Source organism: Azorhizophilus paspali (assembly GCF_043587585.2).
Taxonomy (GTDB): Bacteria; Pseudomonadota; Gammaproteobacteria; order Pseudomonadales; family Pseudomonadaceae; genus Azotobacter; species Azotobacter paspali.
Genome location: NZ_CP171449.1, coordinates 2,540,758 through 2,562,414 on the forward strand (window position 1 = coordinate 2,540,758; position 21,657 = coordinate 2,562,414).

18 protein-coding genes are annotated in these 21,657 nt (G+C 68.0%); 12 read left to right on the top strand and 6 right to left on the bottom strand.

The window, feature by feature from the left end; genetic code table 11:
• The first annotated feature begins 1 nt into the window (after position 1).
• The 4 genes from ACGI6K_RS12335 to ACGI6K_RS12350 all read left to right on the top strand — a co-directional run bounded on the left by ACGI6K_RS12335 (position 2) and on the right by ACGI6K_RS12350 (position 7,236).
• Positions 2-3,955, top strand: a complete 3,954-nt coding sequence (locus tag ACGI6K_RS12335) for an amino acid adenylation domain-containing protein (protein ID WP_394542918.1) — start codon at positions 2-4, stop codon at positions 3,953-3,955.
• A gap of 9 nt (positions 3,956-3,964) precedes the next feature.
• Positions 3,965-4,765 carry a 2,3-dihydro-2,3-dihydroxybenzoate dehydrogenase gene (locus ACGI6K_RS12340; protein WP_376942617.1) on the top strand — a complete coding sequence of 267 codons (801 nt, stop codon included), beginning with the start codon at positions 3,965-3,967 and terminating at the stop codon, positions 4,763-4,765.
• Between the two features lie 120 nt (positions 4,766-4,885).
• Entirely contained in the window at positions 4,886-5,884 is a 999-nt protein-coding gene (locus tag ACGI6K_RS12345) for an alpha/beta hydrolase (protein WP_376942619.1), read from the top strand.
• A gap of 53 nt (positions 5,885-5,937) precedes the next feature.
• Entirely contained in the window at positions 5,938-7,236 is a 1,299-nt protein-coding gene (locus tag ACGI6K_RS12350) for a condensation domain-containing protein (RefSeq protein ID WP_376942621.1), read from the top strand.
• Positions 7,237-7,351: 115 nt separating this feature from the next.
• On the opposite strand, the gene uraH is transcribed toward ACGI6K_RS12350, so the two are convergent.
• A complete protein-coding gene (gene uraH / locus ACGI6K_RS12355) occupies positions 7,352-7,702 on the bottom strand; it encodes a hydroxyisourate hydrolase (protein ID WP_376942623.1) in 351 nt (116 codons plus the stop codon).
• Between the two features lie 115 nt (positions 7,703-7,817).
• On the opposite strand from uraH, the gene puuE reads away from it, so the two are divergent.
• From puuE to ACGI6K_RS12390, 7 genes are all read left to right on the top strand, one after another.
• Positions 7,818-8,747 (top strand): allantoinase PuuE, encoded by a 930-nt coding sequence (gene puuE, locus ACGI6K_RS12360; RefSeq protein ID WP_376942625.1) that lies wholly within the window; start codon positions 7,818-7,820, stop codon positions 8,745-8,747.
• Positions 8,744-9,259: a 2-oxo-4-hydroxy-4-carboxy-5-ureidoimidazoline decarboxylase gene (uraD, locus tag ACGI6K_RS12365; protein WP_376942627.1), complete on the top strand. Its 516-nt coding sequence runs from the start codon at positions 8,744-8,746 to the stop codon at positions 9,257-9,259. The genes puuE and uraD overlap by 4 nt, the downstream gene beginning before the upstream one ends.
• An 8-nt stretch (positions 9,260-9,267) precedes the next feature.
• Complete coding sequence (gene alc, locus ACGI6K_RS12370) at positions 9,268-10,263, top strand: allantoicase (RefSeq protein WP_376942629.1); 996 nt, start codon at positions 9,268-9,270, stop codon at positions 10,261-10,263.
• A 61-nt stretch (positions 10,264-10,324) separates the two neighbouring features.
• Entirely contained in the window at positions 10,325-10,825 is a 501-nt protein-coding gene (locus ACGI6K_RS12375; RefSeq protein WP_376942631.1) for an ureidoglycolate lyase, read from the top strand.
• A gap of 37 nt (positions 10,826-10,862) precedes the next feature.
• A complete protein-coding gene (locus tag ACGI6K_RS12380; protein WP_376942633.1) occupies positions 10,863-12,050 on the top strand; it encodes a urate hydroxylase PuuD in 1,188 nt (395 codons plus the stop codon).
• A gap of 228 nt (positions 12,051-12,278) precedes the next feature.
• Positions 12,279-12,401: a hypothetical protein gene (locus tag ACGI6K_RS12385; RefSeq protein WP_376942635.1), complete on the top strand. Its 123-nt coding sequence runs from the start codon at positions 12,279-12,281 to the stop codon at positions 12,399-12,401.
• Positions 12,402-12,628: 227 nt separating this feature from the next.
• Positions 12,629-13,720 carry an enoyl-CoA hydratase/isomerase family protein gene (locus ACGI6K_RS12390; protein WP_376942661.1) on the top strand — a complete coding sequence of 364 codons (1,092 nt, stop codon included), beginning with the start codon at positions 12,629-12,631 and terminating at the stop codon, positions 13,718-13,720.
• Positions 13,721-13,764: 44 nt separating this feature from the next.
• On the opposite strand, the gene ACGI6K_RS12395 is transcribed toward ACGI6K_RS12390, so the two are convergent.
• The gene (locus ACGI6K_RS12395) at positions 13,765-14,064 is read right to left on the bottom strand and encodes a hypothetical protein (RefSeq protein ID WP_376942637.1); all 300 of its coding nucleotides are present in this window, start codon (positions 14,062-14,064) and stop codon (positions 13,765-13,767) included.
• 298 nt (positions 14,065-14,362) lie between these two features.
• Between ACGI6K_RS12395 and ACGI6K_RS12400 the strand changes: the two genes are divergently transcribed.
• Complete coding sequence (locus tag ACGI6K_RS12400) at positions 14,363-16,852, top strand: heavy metal translocating P-type ATPase (RefSeq protein ID WP_376942639.1); 2,490 nt, start codon at positions 14,363-14,365, stop codon at positions 16,850-16,852.
• A gap of 136 nt (positions 16,853-16,988) precedes the next feature.
• Here ACGI6K_RS12400 and ACGI6K_RS12405 read toward each other — a convergent pair whose 3' ends face one another.
• From ACGI6K_RS12405 to ACGI6K_RS12420, 4 genes are all read right to left on the bottom strand, one after another.
• A complete protein-coding gene (locus tag ACGI6K_RS12405) occupies positions 16,989-18,860 on the bottom strand; it encodes a family 2A encapsulin nanocompartment cargo protein cysteine desulfurase (protein WP_376942641.1) in 1,872 nt (623 codons plus the stop codon).
• Complete coding sequence (locus ACGI6K_RS12410; RefSeq protein ID WP_376942643.1) at positions 18,835-19,767, bottom strand: family 2A encapsulin nanocompartment shell protein; 933 nt, start codon at positions 19,765-19,767, stop codon at positions 18,835-18,837. The genes ACGI6K_RS12405 and ACGI6K_RS12410 overlap by 26 nt, the downstream gene beginning before the upstream one ends.
• Positions 19,768-19,946: 179 nt before the next feature.
• Entirely contained in the window at positions 19,947-20,930 is a 984-nt protein-coding gene (gene epsC / locus ACGI6K_RS12415) for a serine O-acetyltransferase EpsC (protein WP_376942645.1), read from the bottom strand.
• An 86-nt stretch (positions 20,931-21,016) separates the two neighbouring features.
• Positions 21,017-21,541 carry a rhodanese-like domain-containing protein gene (locus tag ACGI6K_RS12420; protein WP_376942647.1) on the bottom strand — a complete coding sequence of 175 codons (525 nt, stop codon included), beginning with the start codon at positions 21,539-21,541 and terminating at the stop codon, positions 21,017-21,019.
• Positions 21,542-21,657: the final 116 nt, after the last annotated feature.

Sequence of the window (21,657 nt, forward strand, 5' to 3'; positions counted from 1 at the left end):
GATGCGGACGCGTCTTCCCCTGAGCGCCGCGCAACTGGGCATCTGGCTGGGACAGCGGCTCGACCCCCTGAGTCCGGCCTACTGGACCGCCGAAGCCGTCGAACTGCGCGGCGCGCTGGACGAGGCGGCCTTCGAGCGGGCGCTGGAACAGACCGTCGAGGCCAGCGAAGCCCTGCACATGCGCTTCGAGGCCGAGGGCGATGACATCTGGCAGCGCCCGGACAGGACCGCTTGGACGCTGCGCCGGATCGACCTGAGCGCAACAAAAAGCTCCGCCGAACAGACCTGGGACAGGGCCTGGCAATGGATTCGCAACGATCTGCGCAGCCTCCCCGACCTGGCCAACGGCCCGCTGTTCGGCATGGCCCTGCTGCGTCTGGCCGCCGACCATCACCTGTGGCTTTTGCGCGTCCACCACATCGCCCTGGACGGCTACGGCTATGCGCTGCTGATCCGCCGGGTGGCCGAACTCTACGAGGCCGAACGCCAGGGCACTGCTGTGACGCGCCTGCCCTTTGCCGTCGGTCTGGCCGAGGTGGTCGACGAGGCCCGCACCTATCAGCGCCAGGCCCAGCGCAACCGAGATTTCTGGGTGGCGCGCCTGCTCGATGCGCCACCGCCCGTGACACTGGCTCCGGGCGCAGCGCTGGCCCGCGACGTGCGCCGCCGGCGCGCTCTGCTGCCGGCGCGGGCACTGGCCGATTGGCAACGCGCCGCCGGCGCCTGCGGCGTGGACTGGGCCGCCTGGCTGCTGGCCGCCATCGGCGGCTGGCTGGCCCGGCGCAGCGCGGCTCCGGAAGTGTGCCTGGGCCTGCCGGTAATGACCCGGCTGGGCTCGCGGGCGCTGAACGTGCCCTGCATGGCCATGAACATCGTACCGCTGCGCCTGCCGGTGGATATCGATCGGGGCATGCAGGCGCTGGCCGCCGACGTGGCGGCCGAAATGCGCGCCAGCCGTCCCCACCAGCGCTATCGCTACGAATGGCTACGCCAGGATCTAGCCCAGGCGCGCCGGCAGGCCGGACGCGGACAGGGCCTGTTCGGCCCGGTCGTCAACCTGATGCCGTTCGAGCGTCTCGACACCTTCGGCGATCTGCAGGCCCGCCAGCATCCGGTGTCAGCCGGGCCGGTCGAGGACCTGTCGATCAGCGTGGTGCCCGGCGCCGACGGTGTCCGCCTGGACCTGGAAGCCAATCCCGATGCCTACGGCGACGAGTTGCTGGCCACCCTGCACGAGGAGCTGATCGCTGCGCTGGACACCCTGCAGCGCGCGCCCGCGACCACGCCGCTGCGGCAACTGCTGCGCGAGCCGCCGCTGGCCCGGCTGGCCGGCGAGGCCCTGCCGCCACGGGTAGATGTGCTGACCGCCCTGGGCAACCATGCGGCGCACACGCCGAAGGCCCCGGCACTGGAACAGGACGGCGTGCGCCTGAACTATGCCGAACTGCTGCAGGCGGTGAGCGCGCTGGCGGGCGTGCTGGTCACCCAGGGGGTGACCACGGAAAGCCGGGTGGCGGTCCTGCTGCCGCGTTCGCCGGACACCGTGGTCGCGCTGCTGGCCGTGCTCTGGGCCGGCGCCGGTTACGTGCCGCTCGACCCGGAAAGTCCCGAAGCGCGCATCGCCATGGTGCTCGAGGATTCCGCCCCGGCCCTGGTCATCACCTGCCGGACCCAGTGCGAGCGGGTGCCGGCCGGCCAGCCCATGCTGCTGCTGGACGAACCCCGGCCCACGGCCGTGGCGCTCGGCCAGCCACGGCCGGTGGCGCCGGACGCGCTGGCCTACATCATCTACACCTCGGGCACCACTGGGCGCCCCAACGGCGTGATGATCGGCCGCGACGCGCTGGCCCATTTCGTCGCCGGCGCGCGCCAGCGCTACGCCATGCGGGCCAGCGACCGCGTCCTGCAGTTCGCCCCGCTGCACTTCGATGCCAGCGTCGAGGAAATCTTCCTGACCCTGGCCAGTGGGGCCTGCCTGGTACTGCGCAACGACGAGATGCTCGAGTCCGTGCCGCGCTTTCTCGACGCCTGCGCGGCACGCGACATCACGGTGCTGGACTTGCCCACCGCCTTCTGGCACGAACTGGCCTACGGCTTGGGAGCGCAGACGCCGCTGCCGCCCCGCCTGCGCCTGGTCATCATCGGCGGCGAGGCGGCGCTGGCCGAGCGCGTGCAGCGCTGGCAAGCCCAGGCGCCAGCGCAGGCCGTGCTGCTGAACACCTATGGCCCGACCGAAACCACGGTGATCTGCACCACGGCAACCCTCTCCGGGCCGGACGCGCTGGACTGGCAAGGCGAAACCCTGCCGATCGGCCACCCGCTGCCGGGTGTCGAAGTGGTGGTGGTGGACGCCAACCTGCGCCCGGTGCAACGCGGCGAACGGGGCGAACTCTGCGTGCTCGGCGGTTCGCTGGCGCGCGGCTACTTCGGCCGCGAAGAGCGCACCGCCGCCCGCTTCGTCGCCCTGCCCGGCCTGCCGGGCGCGCCGCGCGCCTATCGCACCGGCGATCTGGTGCGGATGCGCGACGACGGCGCGCTGATCTACCTCGGCCGGCTGGACGACGAGTTCAAGATCAGCGGCTACCGCATCGACCCCACGGAGATCGAAACCGCCCTGCTGGGCTATCCGCACACGCCGGGGATTCGCGAAGCCGCCGTGCTCGGGCAGGTGCTGCCGGGTGGCGTCAAGCGACTGGTGGCCTTCCTCGCCCTGGAGGAAGCGCAGGCCGAACTGCCGCCGGTCGCCGCCCTGCGCGCCCATCTGGCACGTAGCCTGCCGGCGCCGGCGGTGCCCGGCACCTACCTGCAACTGGCGAAGCTGCCACGCAACGCCAACAACAAGATCGACCGCAAGGTCCTCAAGGAGTTGGCCGAACAACAGGCGGCCGGCCAGACGACGGCCTCGGGCGCCGACGAGGCGCGGGACAACCTGAGCGTGCTGATCCGCCAGGTCAGCCGCGTCTGGCGCGAAGTGCTGGGCCTGTCCGACATCGCCCCGGACAGCGACTTCTTCGCCCTCGGCGGCGAATCCCTGCAGGCCATCCAGGTGGCTAACCGGCTGGGCATGCTGCTGCAGCGCGAGGTGCCGGTCTCCAGCCTGTTCCGCTACCCCACGGTCGGCGCCCTGGCCGAGGCGCTGGACCTGCCGGTCGGGCACCAGCCACCGGCCCGCCAGGACCCCTTCGCCCCGCTGCTCTGCCTGCAGCCGGGGGAAGGGCCGGCGCTGTTCTGCATCTACCCGAGCGAGGGCCTGTCCTGGTGCTACATGGGACTGGCCGCGCATCTGCCGCATACCCCGATCTACGGCCTGCAGGCACGCGGCATCACGGGCGCGCCGCCGGACGACATCGACGCCCTGCTGGACGACTGCCTGGCGCTGATGCGCGGCGTGCAGCCGCACGGCCCTTACCGGATGATCGGCTGGTCTTCCGGCGGCGGCATCGCTCATGCGCTGGCCGCGCGTCTGCAAGAGGCCGGGGAGACGGTCGACCTGCTGGCGATGATGGACGCCTATCCCGCCGACATCTGGGCCGGCAAGCCGCCACCCACCGAACGCGACGCGCTGATCACCCTGCTGGACGTGATCGGCGACGCGCCCTTCGGTCCGGACGGCACCCCCCTGAGCGAAGCGCAGATGCGCGAGCGGCTGGCCCGGCCCGGCTCCAGCCTGGCGGCGGCCGGAGCGGCCGATGCCAGCGTGCTGTCCCGGCTGGCGGACATCAGCGTCCATTCGATGCTGCTCTACCGCACTTTGCGCCACCCAGTATTCGAGGGCGAGGTGCTCTATTTCTTCGCCACCCAGCGCAAGCCAGACATGCCCGACTGGCAGCTCTGGCGCCCCTACGTGGCCGGGCGGCTGGACAAGGTGGATATCGCATCGACACATAACGGCATGAGCCGTCCGCTGCCACTGGCCCAGATCGGCCGGGCGCTGGCGGCGCGCCTGTACCCATAGGAGAAGCGGATGGATACGACAACGAAGAAGACCAGCGAATTCGCCGGCCGAGTCGCGCTGGTGACCGGCGCGGCGGCGGGTATCGGCGCGGCGGTCGCCACGGCGCTGGGCCGGCGGGAGGCGCGCCTGGTGCTACTCGATCGCGACGCCGGCGCGCTGCAGGCACAGGCGGAAAGCCTGCGGGCCATCGGCTGCGAGGTGCTGGCCTGCACGCTGGATTTGCGCGACGCTCAGGCGCTGGAAGCCGCCGTGGCCGAAGGCGAGCGGGTCCTGGGGCCGATCGACCTGCTGGCCAACGTCGCCGGCGTGCTGTTCTCCGGCGGCACGCTGGAGTTGACCGACCAGGCCTGGGAAGACACCTTCGCCATCAACACCACCGCCGTGTTCCGCCTGTGCCGCGCGGTGGCGCGCGGCATGCTGGAGCGCAAGCGCGGCTGCATCGTCACCGTCGCCTCCAACGCCGCTCACGCGCCCCGGCTGGGCATGGCGGCCTATGCCGCGTCCAAGGCGGCGACGGCGCATTACATGCGCTGCCTAGCGCTGGAATTGGCGCCTCATGGCATTCGCTGCAACACGGTGTCGCCGGGCTCCACCGACACCCCGATGCAGCGCGCCTTCGCGCCCACCCCGGAACAGGTGCAGAACGTGCTGAGCGGCTCGCTGGAGCGCTACCGGCTGGGCATTCCGCTGGGCCGCATCGCCACGCCGGAAGACATCGCCGATGCCGTCTGCTTCCTGGCCTCGGAGCAGGCCCGGCATATCACCATGCACGACCTGGTGGTCGACGGCGGCGCCACCCTCGGCGCCTGAGCCAAGGCCGCGCCGGGAGGCGGTGCCGGTGGAAAAGCGCCGCGCGTTTCCACAGGCATCGCCGAAAACCGGCGGATCGGCCGAGACCGCGCTGTCACGAGCCCAAGACGAGAACTCATTTTGCCCACGCATCCTTCTCGCCCATCCGCCCGGCCGCTGACCGGGTTCGCTGCCCTGGCGCTGGCCCTGGGGCTCATGGCCGGCATGCCGGTCCACGCCGAAACCCCGACCGCCGAAGACTGGGCCGGCCTGCCGGCCGACTGGCGGCCGGCCGGGCTTTCCCGCACCCTCGGCTTCGAGATGACCTCGAAAAATACCGGCCAGCGCTATCGCATCCTGGTCGGACTGCCGCACCGGGCGCCGTTGCCGAGCGGCTATCCCACGCTGTGGATGCTCGACGGACTGGCCAGCTATCCGATCGCCGAATACGTCCGGCCCCGCCCGGTGTCCGCCGGACAGAGCGCGCAATGGGTGGCGAAAAAGCTGAAGGATACGCCGGCCGGCCTGGTGATCGGGGTCGGTTACGCCAGCGGCGATCCCTTCGACGTCAATGCCCGGGCGCTGGATTACACGCCGGTGCCGGCCGGCCGGACCGGCGACCAGTTCTCCAGCGAGCACGGTGGCGCGGCGGCCTTTCTGAAGTTTTTGACCGAGGAGCTGCGCCCGCTGATCGCCCGGTATTTTCCGATGAATCCACGGCAGCACAGCCTGTTCGGATTTTCCTACGGCGGGTTGTTCGCCGTGCACACCCTGCTGACCGAGCCAGGGCATTTCCAGCGTTACTGGGCGGCCAGCCCCTCGCTCTGGTTCGGCGAGCGACAGCTCCTGCGCCAGTTGCCCGAACGCCTGGAAACGCTGCGCTTCGAACAACCCACCCGGCTGATGATCACCGTTGGCCTGGACGAGCAGTATCCGGCCAGCTTTCTTTCCGAGGAACAGAAGCGGCACATGCAGGAGCGCGCCATCGTCGATCTCGTGCGCGACGCCGCACGGCGGCTGGAAGCGGCACGCCTGCCCAACCTGCAGGTAACGGCGCGCGTCGTCCCCGAGCAGGACCATCTGGATATGCTGATGCATGGCGCCCGCCGAGTCGTCGAGAAGTTCGCCTTCACACCCTGACCGGACCCCATCCCTCCACCCCTTCAGTCAGTACCTTGTCGCAGGTATCCGCCATGAACGCCACGCCTTCCCGCTTGCCCGCCACCACCGCCCAGTTCAGCATCTGGGTCGCCCAGCAGGCCGTACCCGACAGTCCGGCCTATCTCACGGCCGAAACCATCGAGCTGCTCGGCACCGTCGATCGCGCGGCGCTGTCGGACACGGTGGTCGAGGTCCTGAACAATTGCCATAGCCTGCACATGCGCTTCGTCCACGAGGAAGGCCGGCTGTGGCAATTGCCGCAGCCGCCGGCCTGCCCGCCGCTGGCGCTGCACGACTTCCGCCGCGAGCCCGATCCGGCCGCCGCGGCCCAGGCCTGGATCGACCGGGAACTGAGCCGCACCCTCGACCTGGGCCGCGACGTGCTCTACCGCAGCGCCCTGCTGCAACTGGGCGATCAGCGGCATCTCTGGTACCTGCAGGCCCACCATGTGACGCTGGACGGCTACGCCTACGGCCTGGTCTGCCAGACCATCGCCGAGCGCTACAGCGCCAGGGTCCGGCAAAGCGAGCTGCCGCCCCTGCCGGACTGGTCGATGGAGCGGGTGGTTCAGGCCGAGCGGGATTACCGGGCCAAGGGACTGTTCGAGCGCGACAAGCAGTTCTGGCTGCAGCACCTGCGGGATGTCCCGGCACCGGCCACCATCGCCGAGGCGGCGGAGTTTCCCGAACAGGTCATTCGCAGCGAAACCCGGCTGCAACGCGACCAGGTGGCCATGCTGCAGGAGGCGGCCCGCGCCTGCGGGCAGGACTGGGGCAACTGGGTACTGGCAGCCATCGGACTCTGGCTGGGCAGGCAATCCGGCCAGCAGGCGCTGACCTTCGCCCTGCCGGCCATGAACCGGCTGGGCACTCCAGCGTTGGGCGTACCCTGCATGGCGATGAACATAGTGCCGCTGAGCCTGCGCATCGACCCGGCCAGCTCGATGGCCAGCCATGCGCAGCAGATCGCCGGCGAGATGCGCCGCATCCGCCCGCACCTGTATTACCGCTATGGCTGGATGCGCATGGACCTGGACCTGATGGAGGCGCAGAAGCACCTGTTCAACCAGGCGGTCAACCTCATGCCCTTCGACCGCAAGGCAGCCTTCGCCGGGCTGGAGAGCCGCATCAGACCCATCACCGCCGGACCGGTCAAGGACCTCAACGTCACCCTGGCGGTACTGGATGCCGAGTGGCGGCTCTGCGTCGAAGCCAATCCCCACGCCTACTCCAGCGACCGACTGGACCAATTGCACGGGGACCTGCTGGACTGGTTGCAACGGCTGGCCAGGCACGCTCCGCAGGCGCCCCTGCAGGCGCTGTGGCAATAAGGCCCGGCACCGGCCGTTCCCGCGGCGTTCGGCGCGGGAACACTGCCGTCTTCTCCGGTTCCCGGCAGAGGGAAGTTTCGATCGGATGGGAAAGGGCTGGCGCCGAAAGCGCGCGCTAGCTGCCGCGATAGGTGGAATAGCCGTACGGCGACACCAACAGCGGCACATGGTAATGCCCCTCGCCGCTCAGCCCGACGCGCAGCACCACCACATCGAGAAAGGCCGGCTCGGCCAGGCGCAGCCCGCGGCGGCAATAGTAGTCGCCGGCATGGAAGTGCAGCTCGTAGACGCCGGCACGAAACGCCTCGCCTTCCAGCAGCGGTGCGTCGCAGCGCCCGTCGGCGTTGGTCACGACCTGGGCCAGCAGTTGCCGCCGCTCGCCGTCCAGGCGGTAGAGGTCGATGGCGATCCCCGCGCCGGGGCAGCCATGGCTGGTGTCGAGCACATGGGTGGTCAGTTTGGTCATGGGTACTGCGGAGCCGGCGGCCCCTTCCTCCGGTGTGCGGGTGAGCGGTAGATTTGCAGGAGATACCCTTGTCCCGATAGTTTCAAGCCTAGGCACCCGCCGACAGGAGAGTCCCGTGACCAGTCCCTACCCCCGCGACCTGATCGGCTACGCCGGCGAGCCGCCCCATCCGCACTGGCCGGGCGAGGCACGCATCGCCCTGTCCTTCGTGCTCAACTACGAGGAAGGCGGCGAGCGCTGCATCCTCCACGGCGACGGGGAATCCGAGGCCTTCCTCTCCGAGATGGTCGCCGCCCAGCCGCTGCCCGGCGTGCGCAACCTGTGCATGGAGTCGCTCTACGAATACGGCAGCCGCGCCGGGGTCTGGCGCCTGCTCGAACTGTTTTGCCGCGAAAACGTTCCGCTGACCGTGTTCGCCGTGGCCATGGCCGCCGAGCGCCATCCCGAGATCATCAGGAAGATGGTCGCCGACGGTCACGAGATCTGCAGCCATGGCTATCGCTGGATCGACTACCAATACATGGACGAGGCCGAGGAAAAGGCGCACCTGGAGCGAGCCATCGAGATCCTCGCGCGGATCGCCGGCGAGCGCCCGCTCGGCTGGTATACCGGGCGTCTCGGTCCCAACACTCGCCGGCTGGTGCGCGAGGAAGGCGGCTTTCTCTACGACTCCGACGCTTACGACGACGACCTGCCCTACTGGGACCCGGCGTCCACCGCGGAGAAACCCCATCTGGTGATTCCCTACACCCTGGACACCAACGACATGCGTTTCACCCAGGTGCAAGGCTTCAACAGCGGCGACGACTTCTTCACCTACCTCAAGGATGCCTTCGACGTGCTCTATGCCGAGGGCGAGGCCGGCGCGCCGAAGATGCTCTCCATCGGCATGCACTGCCGCCTGCTCGGCCGCCCGGCGCGCTTCGCCGCCCTGCAACGCTTCGTCGACTACGCGAAGGGCTTTGAGAAGGTCTGGTTCGCCCGACGCATCGACATCGCCCGCCACTGGCATGCCACCCATCCTTTTCCGGGAGCCGGCCGATGACCGCCTTCGCCACCGTGAAGCCTTCGAAGCTGTCCCGCGAGGCCTTCGTCGAAACCTTCGGCGGCGTCTACGAGCATTCGCCGTGGATCGCCGAAGCCGTCTTCGACCAGGGAATCGGCGAGGAAGACGACGACATCGAGCGCCTGCACGCGCGCCTGGCGCAGGTCGTCCGCAGCGCGCCCCGCGCGGCACGACTGGCGCTGATCCAGGCGCACCCGGACCTGGCCGGCAAGGCCGCGGTGCGCGGCGAGCTGAGCGCGGCCAGCACGGCCGAGCAGGCCGGCGCCGGCATCCAGGACTGCACGCCCGAGGAGTTCGCGCGCTTCGAACGTCTCAACGCCGCCTACAAGACGCGCTTCGGCTTCGTGTTCATCATGGCGGTGAAGGGCAGCGACCGGCAAAAGATTCTCGCCGCCTTCGAAAAACGCCTGAACAACACGCCCGAGCGGGAATTCGCCCAAGCCCTGGCCGAAATCGACAAGATCGCCCTGTTCCGCCTGCAGGCGATCTAAGGATGCCCATGAAAAAGTACAACGTTCCGTTCGAGCAATACCTGAACCTCGCCGACGCCCGCCTCGGCACCCGCGCCCTTTACGTCACCGACGACTGGTTCGCGCCGGTCGAGCGGATGCTCCAGCCCACCGAGCCCGAGTGGAAGGAAGGCGTCTACGACGACAACGGCAAGTGGATGGACGGCTGGGAGTCACGGCGCAAGCGCTTCGAGGGCCACGACCATGCGCTGCTGCGCCTCGGCGTGCCCGGTGCGATCAAGGGCGTGGACATCGATACTCGCTATTTCACCGGCAACTACCCGCCGTCCGCCTCGCTGGAGGCCTGCTTCCTAGCCGAAGGCGATCCCGACGAACGCACCGAATGGGTCGAGGTGCTGCCGGCGGTCGAACTCAAGGGCAACAGCCACCACTACCACGCCATCGCCGACTCGCGTCCCTGGAGCCACCTGCGCTTCAACATCTACCCGGACGGCGGCGTGGCGCGCCTGCGCGTTTATGGTATCCCATACCGCGACTGGAGCACGGTCGGCGCCGACGAGACGCTCGACCTGGCCGCCGCTCTCAACGGCGGGCGCGCCCTGGCCTGTTCCGACGAGCACTTCGGGCGCATGGGCAACCTGCTCAACCCGGGACGCGGGGCGAACATGGGCGACGGCTGGGAAACCGCGCGCCGCCGCACGCCGGGCAACGACTGGGTGATCGTCACCCTGGGCCATCCCGGCGAGATCGAGCGGATCGTCGTCGACACCCTGCATTTCAAGGGCAACTACCCGGACAGTTGCTCGATCCAGGCGGCCTTCGTCAAGGGCGGCACCGACAGCCAGATCGAGACTCAGAGCCTGTTCTGGCGCGAGCTCTTGCCCAGTCAGAAGCTCTCGATGCACCGGGAACACGAGTTCGTCGAAGAGATCCGCCCACTCGGGCCGATCAGCCACGTGCGCCTGAACGTCTTCCCCGATGGCGGCGTCAGCCGGCTGCGATTGTTCGGAAAGGTGGCGAAGTGAGGCATTTGTCATTCCCTCTCCCCAGGACGAGGGAGAAAAGCGAAGCGGAGCAACAAAGCCCATGCGTATCCTGAACATCGAACCCTTGAGCAAGGCCGCCTTCGCCCCCTTCGGCGAGGTGATCGAAACCGAAGGCAGCGACTACTTCATGATCAACGGCGGCTCGACCCGCCGCTACCACGCCCTGGCCGAGGTGCGGACCAGCGCGCCGGAGGATCGGGCCATCGTCAGCATCTTCGTCGCCCGCGCCCTGCCGATGCCGCTGACCATCCGCATGCTGGAGCGCCATCCGCTGGGCAGCCAGGCGTTCGTGCCGCTGCGCGGCAACCCCTTTTTGATCGTGGTCGCCCCGCCGGGCGATGCCCCGCGCCCGGAACAGGTCCGCGCCTTCCTCGGCAACGGCCGCCAAGGCGTCAATTACCAGCGCGGCGTCTGGCATCACCCGGTGCTGGCGCTGCTGGACAACGACGAATTCCTGGTGATCGACCGCAGCGGTGCCGGCCCCAACTGCGACGAGCACCTCTTCGGCGAAGACGAGCAGTTGCTCCTTCACCGCCCGTGACAGACAGGTCCGCCGGTACGGACCAGAGGTATCCCGCGTGGAAGCACATCTGACCGAATGGCTGAACCTCGCCATCCGCTGGATTCACATGATCGTCGGCATCGCCTGGATTGGCGCCTCCTTCTATTTCGTCTGGCTGGAGAACAACCTCGACCGGCGCAATCCGCGCGAGGGGTTGGCCGGCGATCTCTGGGCGATCCATGGCGGCGGCATCTACCACCTGGAAAAGTACAAGCTGGCCCCACCGCGCATGCCGGAGAAGCTCCACTGGTTCAAGTGGGAAGCCTACAGCACTTGGCTGTCCGGTATCGCTCTGCTCGGCGCGGTCTACTACCTGAACCCCGGCCTCTACCTGCTAGCCCCCGGCAGCGCGCTATCCCCGGCGGCGGCGGTGGCCCTCGGCTTCGGCTCGCTGATCGCCGGCTGGTTCGTCTACGACCGCCTCTGCGACTCGCCGCTGGGCAAGCGCCCGGCGCTGCTCGGCGCGCTGCTGTTCGCGCTGATCGTCCTCGCCGCCTGGGGCTACAGCCAGGTGTTCGGCGGCCGCGCCGCCTACATCCACACCGGCGCGCTGATCGGCACCCTGATGGTCGGCAACGTGTTTTGCATCATCATGCCGGCCCAGCGCGACCTGGTGAAAGCCATCGAGGAAGGCCGCGCGCCTGACCCGCGCCTGCCGGCCAAGGGCCTTTTGCGCTCTCGGCACAACAACTACCTGACCCTGCCGGTGCTGTTCATCATGATCAGTAACCACTTCCCCAGCACCTACGGCAGCCCGTGGAACTGGGCGATCCTCGCCGCCCTCTCGGCGCTCGCCGTACCGGTGCGCCACTACTTCAACACCCGCCACGCCAGCCAGCGCTTTGCCTGGACGCTGCCGGCTGCAGCCCTGGGACTGCTCTGCCTGGCCTTCGTCAGCGCGCCACGGCAGACGCCCGCGCCGGCCGCCGCCAGCACGCCGGCCGGCCGCTTCGCCCAGGTCGCCGAGGTGATCCACACGCGTTGCACGGTCTGTCACTCCGCCACCCCCAGCAGCCCGCTGTTCGCCAGCGCGCCGGGCGGGGTGATGCTCGACAGCCCCGAGCAAATCCGCATGCTGGCGCCGAAGATCCACGCCCAGGCAGTGGCCAGCCAACTCATGCCGCTCGGCAATATCACCGGCATGACCCCGGAGGAACGCGAACTGATCGACGCCTGGATCGCCGCCGGTGCACGAATCGATTGACGCGTGCCTAACGCTTTTTGTCCATTCATTGATCTTTGCCGCTACTTCGCCGGCTGACATGGGGCAGAGTCTGTAACGCCGCCAGCCGTTTTCGATGAAAGCTCAATTGTCAAGAGGGCCGGTGGCAACGACCGTATCGTACTGCTAGCCTCTTCCCAAGCGAAGTCCGCCCGGCGATCCGACTACGGGCGAGAACGACAATAAGGACAATAAGAACGAGGGTTCCCCATGAGCGAGCAAGGCGCCTTTCTCCACAGGACGCCGGTCGACGAGCGCTTCGTCGACGCTGCCAACGGGCCTCGGCGCCCCCCGGTTTCCCGGCAGGTTTGGGTTCGCGCCACCCCCGAGTGAGCCCGGAAAGGAATCGTTACATGCACATCGGCTTCATCGGACTCGACAACATGGACGCTCTCGTGACGCGCGGCGAAGCCGAGCTGATCGTCGGCATGCTGCCGGAAGATCTCGACCCGGTCGGCCGACCGGCGCTCCCTGCGGACTTGCCAGGTTTTCGTCGCCCGGGGCAACCAAGCTCCGGCTTTCCCACGATCATCCACCTCTACAATCAAGGACAATCATCCATGAGCCATCTCCCCGACTACCCCATATTGGTTGCGGAGCGCAACCGCATCGGCTACCTGACCCTGAACCGTCCGGCCGACCTCAACACCCTCACCCTACCGGTGGTCTGCGCTCTGCAGCGCCAGCTCGAAGCCTGGGCGGCTGACCCGACGATTCTCGCCGTGGTGCTGCGCGGCACCGGTGACAAGGCCTTCTGCGCCGGGGGAGACATCCGCGCCCTGTACGACAGCTTCCGCGCCGGCGACGGCCGCCATCTGGCTTTCTTCGAGAAGGAATACGCCCTCGACTACTATCTGCACTGCTATCCCAAGCCGGTGCTGGCCTTGATGGACGGTTTCGTCCTCGGCGGCGGCCTGGGCCTGGTCCAGGGCAACATGCTGCGGGTGATCAGCGAACGGACCCAAATGGGCATGCCTGAAGTCGCCATCGGCTACTTCCCGGACGTCGGCAGCAGCTACTTCCTTTCCCGCCTGCCCGACGCCCTGGGCCTCTACCTGGGCGTCACCGGCGTGCACCTGTCGCCCGCCGATGCCCTCTACGCCGGCCTGGCCGACTGGTACCTGCCCAGCAAAGGCTTCGCCGAACTGGAGCGCAGCCTCGACGAACTGACCTGGGACGTGCGCCCGCGCCAGGCACTCGGCAACCTGCTGGACACCTTCGGCAAGCGCCACCTGTTGGGCTCGGAACTCAAGAAGCTGCACCCGGCTATCGAAACCCACTTCTCCCTGCCGGACATTCCGAGCATCCGCGCCTCGCTGCTCGCCGAGCACCGCCCGGAATACCGCGCCTGGGCCGAGGCGACCGTCCGCTTGATGGACAGCCGCTCGCCGCTGTCGCTCTGCGTGACCCTGGAGCTGCTGCAGCGCGGTCGCCACCTGAGCCTCGACGACTGCTTCGCCCTGGAGCTGCACCTGGATCGTCAGTGGTTCGCCGCGGGCGACATCATGGAAGGCGTGCGCGCCTTGCTGATCGACAAGGACAAGACGCCGCGCTGGAATCCACCGACTCTCGCCGAGGTCAGCCCCGGACAGGTCCAGGCCTTCTTCGCCGACTTCAGGCCCGGCGAAGAGCGGATGGGTTTGATGGGATGAGCGATGGGGGGCATGGCCCGGACGGAAGCCGGGCCATCGGGAACTCAGCGGATCACGGTTCCGCTGGAGTCGGTGGAGGACTCGGCCGGCTTGGGCTTGCCCGAGTCGGATAGCGCGCCTTCGGCCACCTCCTCGGCTCCATCGCCGACCAGCATGCCGACACCGGCACCGATCAGCATGCCGATCGGGCCGCCGATGGCGCCGATCATCATGCCGTTCATACCGCCCAGCGACTTGCCGTGGGAGACTTTGGAATCAGCGTCTTCGGGGTTTTCGGCAGCCTTCGCGGCCCCGACGAGCATCGACAGACTGAGAATCAGGGTTAGGACACCGGAAATTTTCATGGCAGCGGTTCCCTCCGAGGAACATTGCGTTGATCTTGGCCATTCCCAATGCCGATGAAGCGAAACCCGGCAAGCTGGTGGCAATGGATAAGCTGATGGACTGACGACCCTCCCTGGCCGGGCCGACTCTAGGCACTTTCGTGCTCACGGCCACTCCTGTATGCCTAGCATTTTGCCAACCGCCTCATCCACGACCGATGATTTGGGGCAAGCCGGACGCGTGCGAATGCCTCGAAGGCTTGACCTTGACACCGGCGCAAGCTCTAAGGTGGCCGACAGTCATTACCCAGGAGGCCTCATGGATACATCGATCAGCGTCACCCGCCCGGATCAGGGGGCGCATCTGACCCTTTCCATCGAGGGCATGAGTTGCGCCTCCTGCGTCGGACGGGTCGAGCGCGCCCTGAGCAAGGTGTCCGGCGTGACGAGCGCCAGCGTCAACCTGGCCAGCGAGCGGGCGGAGATCGCCTTCGCCGGCGCGGTCGACGTCGCCGCCGCCATCGCCGCGGTGCGCAAGGCCGGCTATCAGGTCGCCGAGGACAGCATCGAGCTGAGCGTGAGCGGCATGACCTGCGCCTCCTGTGTCGGCCGCGTCGAGCGGGCGCTGAAGAAGCTGCCAGGCGTGACGGATGCCAGCGTCAACCTGGCCAGCGAACGGGTCCGGGTGCGCGTCCTGAGCGGCACGCCGGCCACCACGCTGATCGCCGCCATCGAGCGCGCCGGCTATGCTGCCAAGGCGATGAGCGCCGGCAGCGAAGCGGTCGACGCCGAAGAGGCGCGGCGCGGCGCCGAACTGGCCGCGCTCAAGCGTCACCTGACCCTGGCCGCCGCCCTCAGCCTGCCGGTGTTCCTGCTGGAGATGGGCGCGCACCTGATTCCGGCCCTGCACCATCTGCTCCTCGCCAGCCTCGGCCAGCGGGCCAACTGGCTCCTGCAGTCCGTTCTGTGCACGCTGGTGCTGTTTGGCCCCGGCCTGCGTTTCTTTTGCAAGGGCATCCCGGCCTTGCTGCGTGGGGCGCCGGACATGAACTCGCTGGTCGCGGTCGGCGCCAGCGCCGCCTGGCTGTTTTCGCTGGTCGCTACCTTCGCCCCCGACCTGCTGCCGGCCGGCACCGTGCATGTCTACTACGAAGCGGCGGCGGTGATCGTCACCCTAATCCTACTCGGCCGTTTCCTGGAGGCCCGTGCCAAGGGCCGCACCTCGGAAGCGATCAGGCGTCTGATCGGCCTGCAGGCCAGGACCGCCCGCGTGCGCCGTGACGGCCTGGTCGAGGAACTGGCCATCGAGGAAGTACGCAGCGGCGACCTGCTCGAAGTACGCCCCGGCGAACGCATCCCGGTGGATGGCGAGGTGACCGAGGGCACGAGCTTCGTCGACGAGTCGATGATCACCGGTGAGCCGGTGCCGGTGGAGAAGACGCCCGGCGCCGGCCTGGTCGGCGGCACCATCAACCAGAACGGTGCGCTGACCCTGCGCGTCACCCGTATCGGCGGCGACACCGTGCTGGCGCAGATCATCCGCATGGTCGAGCAGGCTCAGGGCGCCAAGCTGCCGATCCAAGCGCTGGTCGACCGCGTTACCCTGTGGTTCGTCCCGGTGGTGATGCTCGTCGCCCTGCTCACCTTCCTCGCCTGGATGTTCTTCGGCCCGGCGCCGGCGCTGACCTTCGCCCTGGTCAACGCGGTGGCCGTGCTGATCATCGCCTGCCCCTGCGCCATGGGCCTGGCCACCCCCACCTCGATCATGGTCGGCACCGGCCGCGCCGCCGAGCTGGGCGTGCTGTTCCGCAAGGGCGAAGCCCTGCAGTCGCTCAAGGACGCCCGGATGGTGGCGCTGGACAAGACCGGCACCCTGACCCGCGGCCGGCCCGAGCTGACCGACTTGATCCTCGCCGAAGGCTTCGAGCGCGGCGCCGTGCTCGGCCGGATCGCCGCCGTCGAGGCGCGCTCCGAACATCCCATCGCCCGCGCCATCGTCGCGGCGGCCGGGGCCGAAGGCCTCGCCCCCGGCCGCCTGGAAGACTTCGAGGCGGTCACCGGCTACGGCGTGCGCGCCATGGTGGACGGCGTGCGGGTGGAGATCGGCGCCGACCGCTTCATGGCTCGGCAAGGCTTCGATGTGAGCGGCTTCGCCCAGGAGGCCCGCCGCCTCGGCGACGAGGCCAAGACGCCGCTCTACGCCGCCATCGACGGTCGTCCGGCGGCCATGCTGGCGGTGGCCGACCCGCTCAAGGAAACCACGCCGGCGGCAATTCGCGCCCTGCATGCGCAGGGTATCCAGGTGGCGATGATCAGCGGCGACAACCGCCGCACGGCCGAAGCCATCGCCCGGCGACTGGGCATCGACGAAGTGGTGGCCGAAGTATTGCCGGACGGCAAGGTCGAGGCGCTCAAGCGCCTCAAGGCCAGGCACGGACAAATCGCCTATGTCGGCGACGGCATCAACGACGCTCCGGCGCTGGCCGCGGCGGATGTCGGCCTGGCCATTGGCAACGGCACCGACATCGCCATCGAGGCGGCCGACGTGGTGCTGATGTCCGGCGACCTACGCGGCGTACCCACGGCCATCGCCCTGTCCCGGACGACCCTCGGCAACATCCGCCAGAACCTGTTCTGGGCCTTCGCCTACAACACCGCGCTGATTCCGCTGGCCGCCGGCGCGCTCTACCCGGTCAACGGCATACTGCTCTCGCCGGTCTTCGCCGCCGGCGCCATGGCCCTGTCCAGCGTGTTCGTGCTCGGCAACGCGCTGCGTCTGAAGCGCTTCCAGCCGCCGGCGCTTGGCTAGGAGCGAACGCATCCGCGATGCCTTGGCTTCTTACCGCCATCCGTCGCGGATGAATCTGCCTGGCCGCGCCACTCCTGACAAGGCCGGGTACGGGGGAGAAAAAGACCCCCGGCTGGACAGCCGGGGGAAATGAACGTCAGCGCCGGGTCGCCAGACGGTGCACGGTGCTCACCAGCAGGTCGATCTCGTCGAAGGTGTTATAGAACGCCAACGATGGCCGCACAGTGGTTTCCACCCCGAAACGGCGCAGGATCGGCTGCGCGCAGTGGTGGCCGGAACGCACGGCGACACCCTCGCGATTGAGGGCGGCGCCGATCTCCTCGGTGCGGTAGCCCTGCAGCACGAAGGACAGCACGCTGGCCTTGTTCGCCGCGGTGCCGATCAGGCGCAGGCCGGGAATCGTCGCGAGGCCCCGGGTGGCGTACTCCAGCAGTTCGTGCTCGTAGCGGGCGATGGCTTCCAGGCCGATACGCTCGACATAGTCCAGCGCCGCACCGAGCCCCACCGCATCGGCGATGTTGCCGGTACCGGCTTCGAAGCGCGCCGGCGCACCCTGGTACTGGGTCTTCTCGAAGGTCACGTCGGCAATCATGTTGCCGCCGCCCTGCCAAGGCGGCAGCTCGTCGAGCAGTTCCTTCTTGCCGTAGACCACGCCGATGCCGGTCGGACCGAAGATCTTGTGCCCGGAGAACACGAAGAAATCCGCGTCCAGCGCCTGCACGTTGACCTTCAGGTGCGATACCGACTGTGCGCCATCCACCAGTACCCGCGCGCCGGCGGCATGCGCCAGGGCGATCACTTCCGCCACCGGGGTGACCGTGCCGAGGGCATTGGACACCTGGGTGATGCTCACCAGCCTGGTGCGCGGACCAAGCAGCCTGGCGTACTCCTCCAGGATGATCTGCCCGGAGTCGTCCACCGGGATCACCTTGAGCTTGGCGCCCACCGCGTTGGCCAGCAACTGCCAGGGCACGATATTGGCGTGGTGCTCCAGGTGGGAGACGATGATCTCGTCCCCCTCGCCGATGAACTGGCGGCCGAAGGTGTTGGCCAGCAGGTTGATGCCCTCGGTCGCCCCGCGCACGAAAATGATCTCGTCCGTCGACTTCGCGCCGAGAAAGCGCGCCGCCTTGCTGCGCGCGCCCTCGTAGGCGTCCGTCGCCCGCGCCGCCAGCTCGTGGGCGGCGCGGTGGATGTTGGAGTTCTCGTGCGCGTAGAAGTACGCCAAGCGATCGATCACCGCCTTGGGCTTCTGCGTGGTGGCGGCGTTGTCGAACCACACCAGTGGCTTGCCGTTGACCCGTTCGGCGAGAATCGGGAAGTCCCGGCGCACCGCCTGCACGTCGAAACCGCTGCGGACCTGCGGCTGGACGACAGGATCGGGCGCCTTCTCCAGGCCCGGACTGCTCCGTTCGAGGAAATAGAACTGTCCGGCCCCCGGCCCTGCCGATGCTGCCGGCGCGGACGGCTCGGCGAGGATCGAGCGCAGGACCTTGCCCAGCGCGTCCCCGCCCGGCACCGCGAGGCTGTCCGGCTCGACGGGAATGTCCGCGAAGCGTTCCGGCTCGCCGCTGTAGGCGCTACCCTCGCCGAGGAAGTAGTACGGCGTGGACGGCGCACCCCCTGCCGACGGCGCGAGGCCGCCAGCAGCCGGGAACAGCGTCGGCAATGCTGCGGCGTAGGCCTCGGGCGAGCCGAGGTCCAGGCCGTCGGCGATGCCCGCCGGGAGCTTCTCCCCGGCGTGCCGTTCGGCCGCCCCGAACGAGGCGGCGGCCCCGCTCGGAAACGGCTCGACGGGCGATACGCCGGCCAGCGCCGAAACGCCGCCCGGCAGAACGCTGTCCGACAGACCATTGCCGAAGGGCGCGCCGCCCGACGGAGCGCTACCCGGCAGGCTGGCAAAGAAGGCGTTGGCCAGTTGCGCCAGACTTGCCACATCCGGCAGACCCGCCGGCACCACGGCCTCCGGCAGCTCCGGCGGATTACTTGTAGGTGGCCGGGTAGTCATGGTACTTGTCGACCTCCACGTCATCGAGTACGGCCAGGGCATCTTCGGTCAGCACCGCCAACGAGCAATACAGCGAGATCAGGTAGGAGGCGATGGCGTTGCGACTGATGCCCATGAAGCGCACCGACAGCCCAGGGCTCTGCTCGCCGGTCACGCCGGGCTGGTACAGGCCGATCACGCCTTGGCGCTTGTCGCCGACACGCAGCAGGAGGATCTTGGTCTTGCCGTTGTCGTCGAACGGGATCTTGTCCGACGGCACCAGCGGCAGGCCGCGCCAGGTAAGGAACTGCGCGCCGAACAGGCTGACGGTGGGCGGCGGCACGCCGCGGCGGGTGCACTCGCGGCCGAAGGCGGCGATGGCCAGCGGATGGGCGAGGAAGAAGGCCGGCTCCTTCCAGACCTTGGCGATCAGTTCATCGAGGTCGTCCGGGGTCGGCGCGCCGCCCAGGGTGGAGATGCGCTGGCTCGGATCGACGCTGGCCAGCAGGCCGTATTCGGGGTTGTTGATCAGCTCGTTTTCCTGACGCTCCTTGATCGTCTCGATGGCCAGGCGCAACTGCTCGCGGATCTGGTCGTGCGGGCTGCTGTAGAGGTCGGAAACGCGGGTGTGCACATCGAGGATGGTGGTCACCGCGTTGAGGAAGTACTCGCGCGGCTGTTCCTCGTAGTCGACGAAGGTCTGCGGCAGCACCGCCTCGTCACGCTGGGAACAGGCGACCTGCACGTTCAGCGGGTTTTTCACCTTGTTCAAACGGAAGATGCCCGCCTCCACCGGCGTCCACTGCAGCAAATGCACCAGCCAGCGCGGGCTGATGGTGGAAAGCTGCGGGACGGTCTTGGTCGCGTTCGCCAACTGGCGTGCGGCGCTGTCGCCTAACGCCAGGCGTACATCCTGATATTCGGTCATGAATCACTCCAATAAGATTCAAAAAGAGGCACAGGACCGAAAAGTTCGTCGTCATGACTACCTTGCGTTGCCCGGCTGGTGTTGCATTGATGCACAGGGCCGGAAGGTTCGTCGTCACGACTACCTTGTGTTGCCTGGTTTGAGGTGTTGCATTGATGCGCAGGGCCGGAGGCTCGCCGTCATGGCTGCCCCTCGTTGCCTGGCTGGTGTTGCAAGGTCGCCTGGGTGACGTTGCTGCCTGGAGGCATGCTACGAGTCAACCAGACATTGCCACCGATGATGGAACCCTTGCCGATGGTGATCCGGCCCAGGATGGTGGCGCCGGCATAGATTACCACGTCGTCTTCGACAATAGGATGACGGGCTTGGCTTTTGAGCAACTGGCCAGATTCGTCGACGGTGAAACGCTTGGCGCCCAAGGTCACCGCTTGATAGATGCGCACGCGGTTGCCGATCACCGCGGTTTCGCCGATCACCACGCCGCTGCCGTGGTCGATGAAGAAGCTGTGGCCGATCTGCGCCCCCGGATGGATGTCGATGCCGGTGGCGGAATGAGCGATCTCCGCGACGATCCGCGCCAGCAGCGGCACCCCGGAGCGGTACAGGAGATGGGCCAGGCGATGGTGGATCACCGCCTGGACGCCCGGATAGCAGATCAGCACCTCGTCCAGGCTACGCGCCGCCGGATCGCCCTGGTAGGCGGCGATTACGTCGCTGTCCAGCAGCCGGCGCATTTCCGGCAAGGCGGCGCCGAATTCGCGGACGATCTGCACCGCGCGCGTCTCCAGATCCGGCTCGCGCTGCCCGCACTGGCGGGCGACATAGTGCAGTTCCAGGCGTACCTGGCCGAGCAGCGCGTTCAGTGCGCTGTCGAGGGTGTGCCCGACATAGAAATCCTCGCTCTCCTCGCGCAGATCGCTGGGCCCGAGGCGCATCGGAAAGAGCGCGCCGCTCAGCGCGGCGAGAATCTCCGCCACGGTCTGCCGCGAGGGCAATTCGCGGCTGCCCAACTCGCGCGTCCGGCCGCAGCTCTTGCGCCAATCGGCGCGAGCGGCACGCAATTCATCGACGATCTGCTCCAGTTGCCAGTTCATCGGCCGGGACGCGGGTACCTCCGGCGTATGCGAAGCGCCGTCGAAGACGGCCTTGGGTTTGTTGGACATGGGAGAACCTGCCGGCCGCGGAAACGGCCGGTCCTGAACGAGGATGGACGGGAAAAGAAGTGCCAGAAAGTCTAGAAGGATACAACTCAATCCTGAACCCAGGGTAGCCCCCAGTGTCGCCAGCCGCCGCTTTCGCCGCGTTGCTGATGGGCATCGAGATCGCCTTCGAAACCTTCCAGCACGTTAAATACCTGAGAAAAACCGGCAGCCGCGGCGGCGCTCGCGGCCGCCGCGGAACGCTTGCCGCTGCGGCAGAGCAGCACCAGTACCTTGTCGCGTCCGGCCTTGCCGGCCAGCTCGATGAGAAAGCGCGGGTTCTTGATCAGCGTCGGGCCGTTCTGCCAGGCCACGTGCAGGGTGTCCGGCACACGCCCAACGAACTTCAGCTCCTCGGCGCTGCGCACATCCACCAGGGTCGCCGCACCGGCCTGCAGCAACGCCCAGGCCTCCGGCGGATAGAGACTGCCGGCGTAGGCGAGACCGCCGTCGACACCCCGGGCACGCGCCCTGGTGAGCAACTCCGCCGGACTGGCGGCGAGTACCTCGGATAGATCGACGGGACGCCGGACGTCCTCGACGGTTTCATGGCGGACTGGGGTAGCGGCTGGCATTCTGTGACTCCTCCGGTTGACTGGTCGAGGCCCGGCAGCCCATCCGCCGCACCACGTTGCTGGCCACTCTATATTGCTTACTTATTCCAAAAAAATAACTTGTTATTTTATTTATA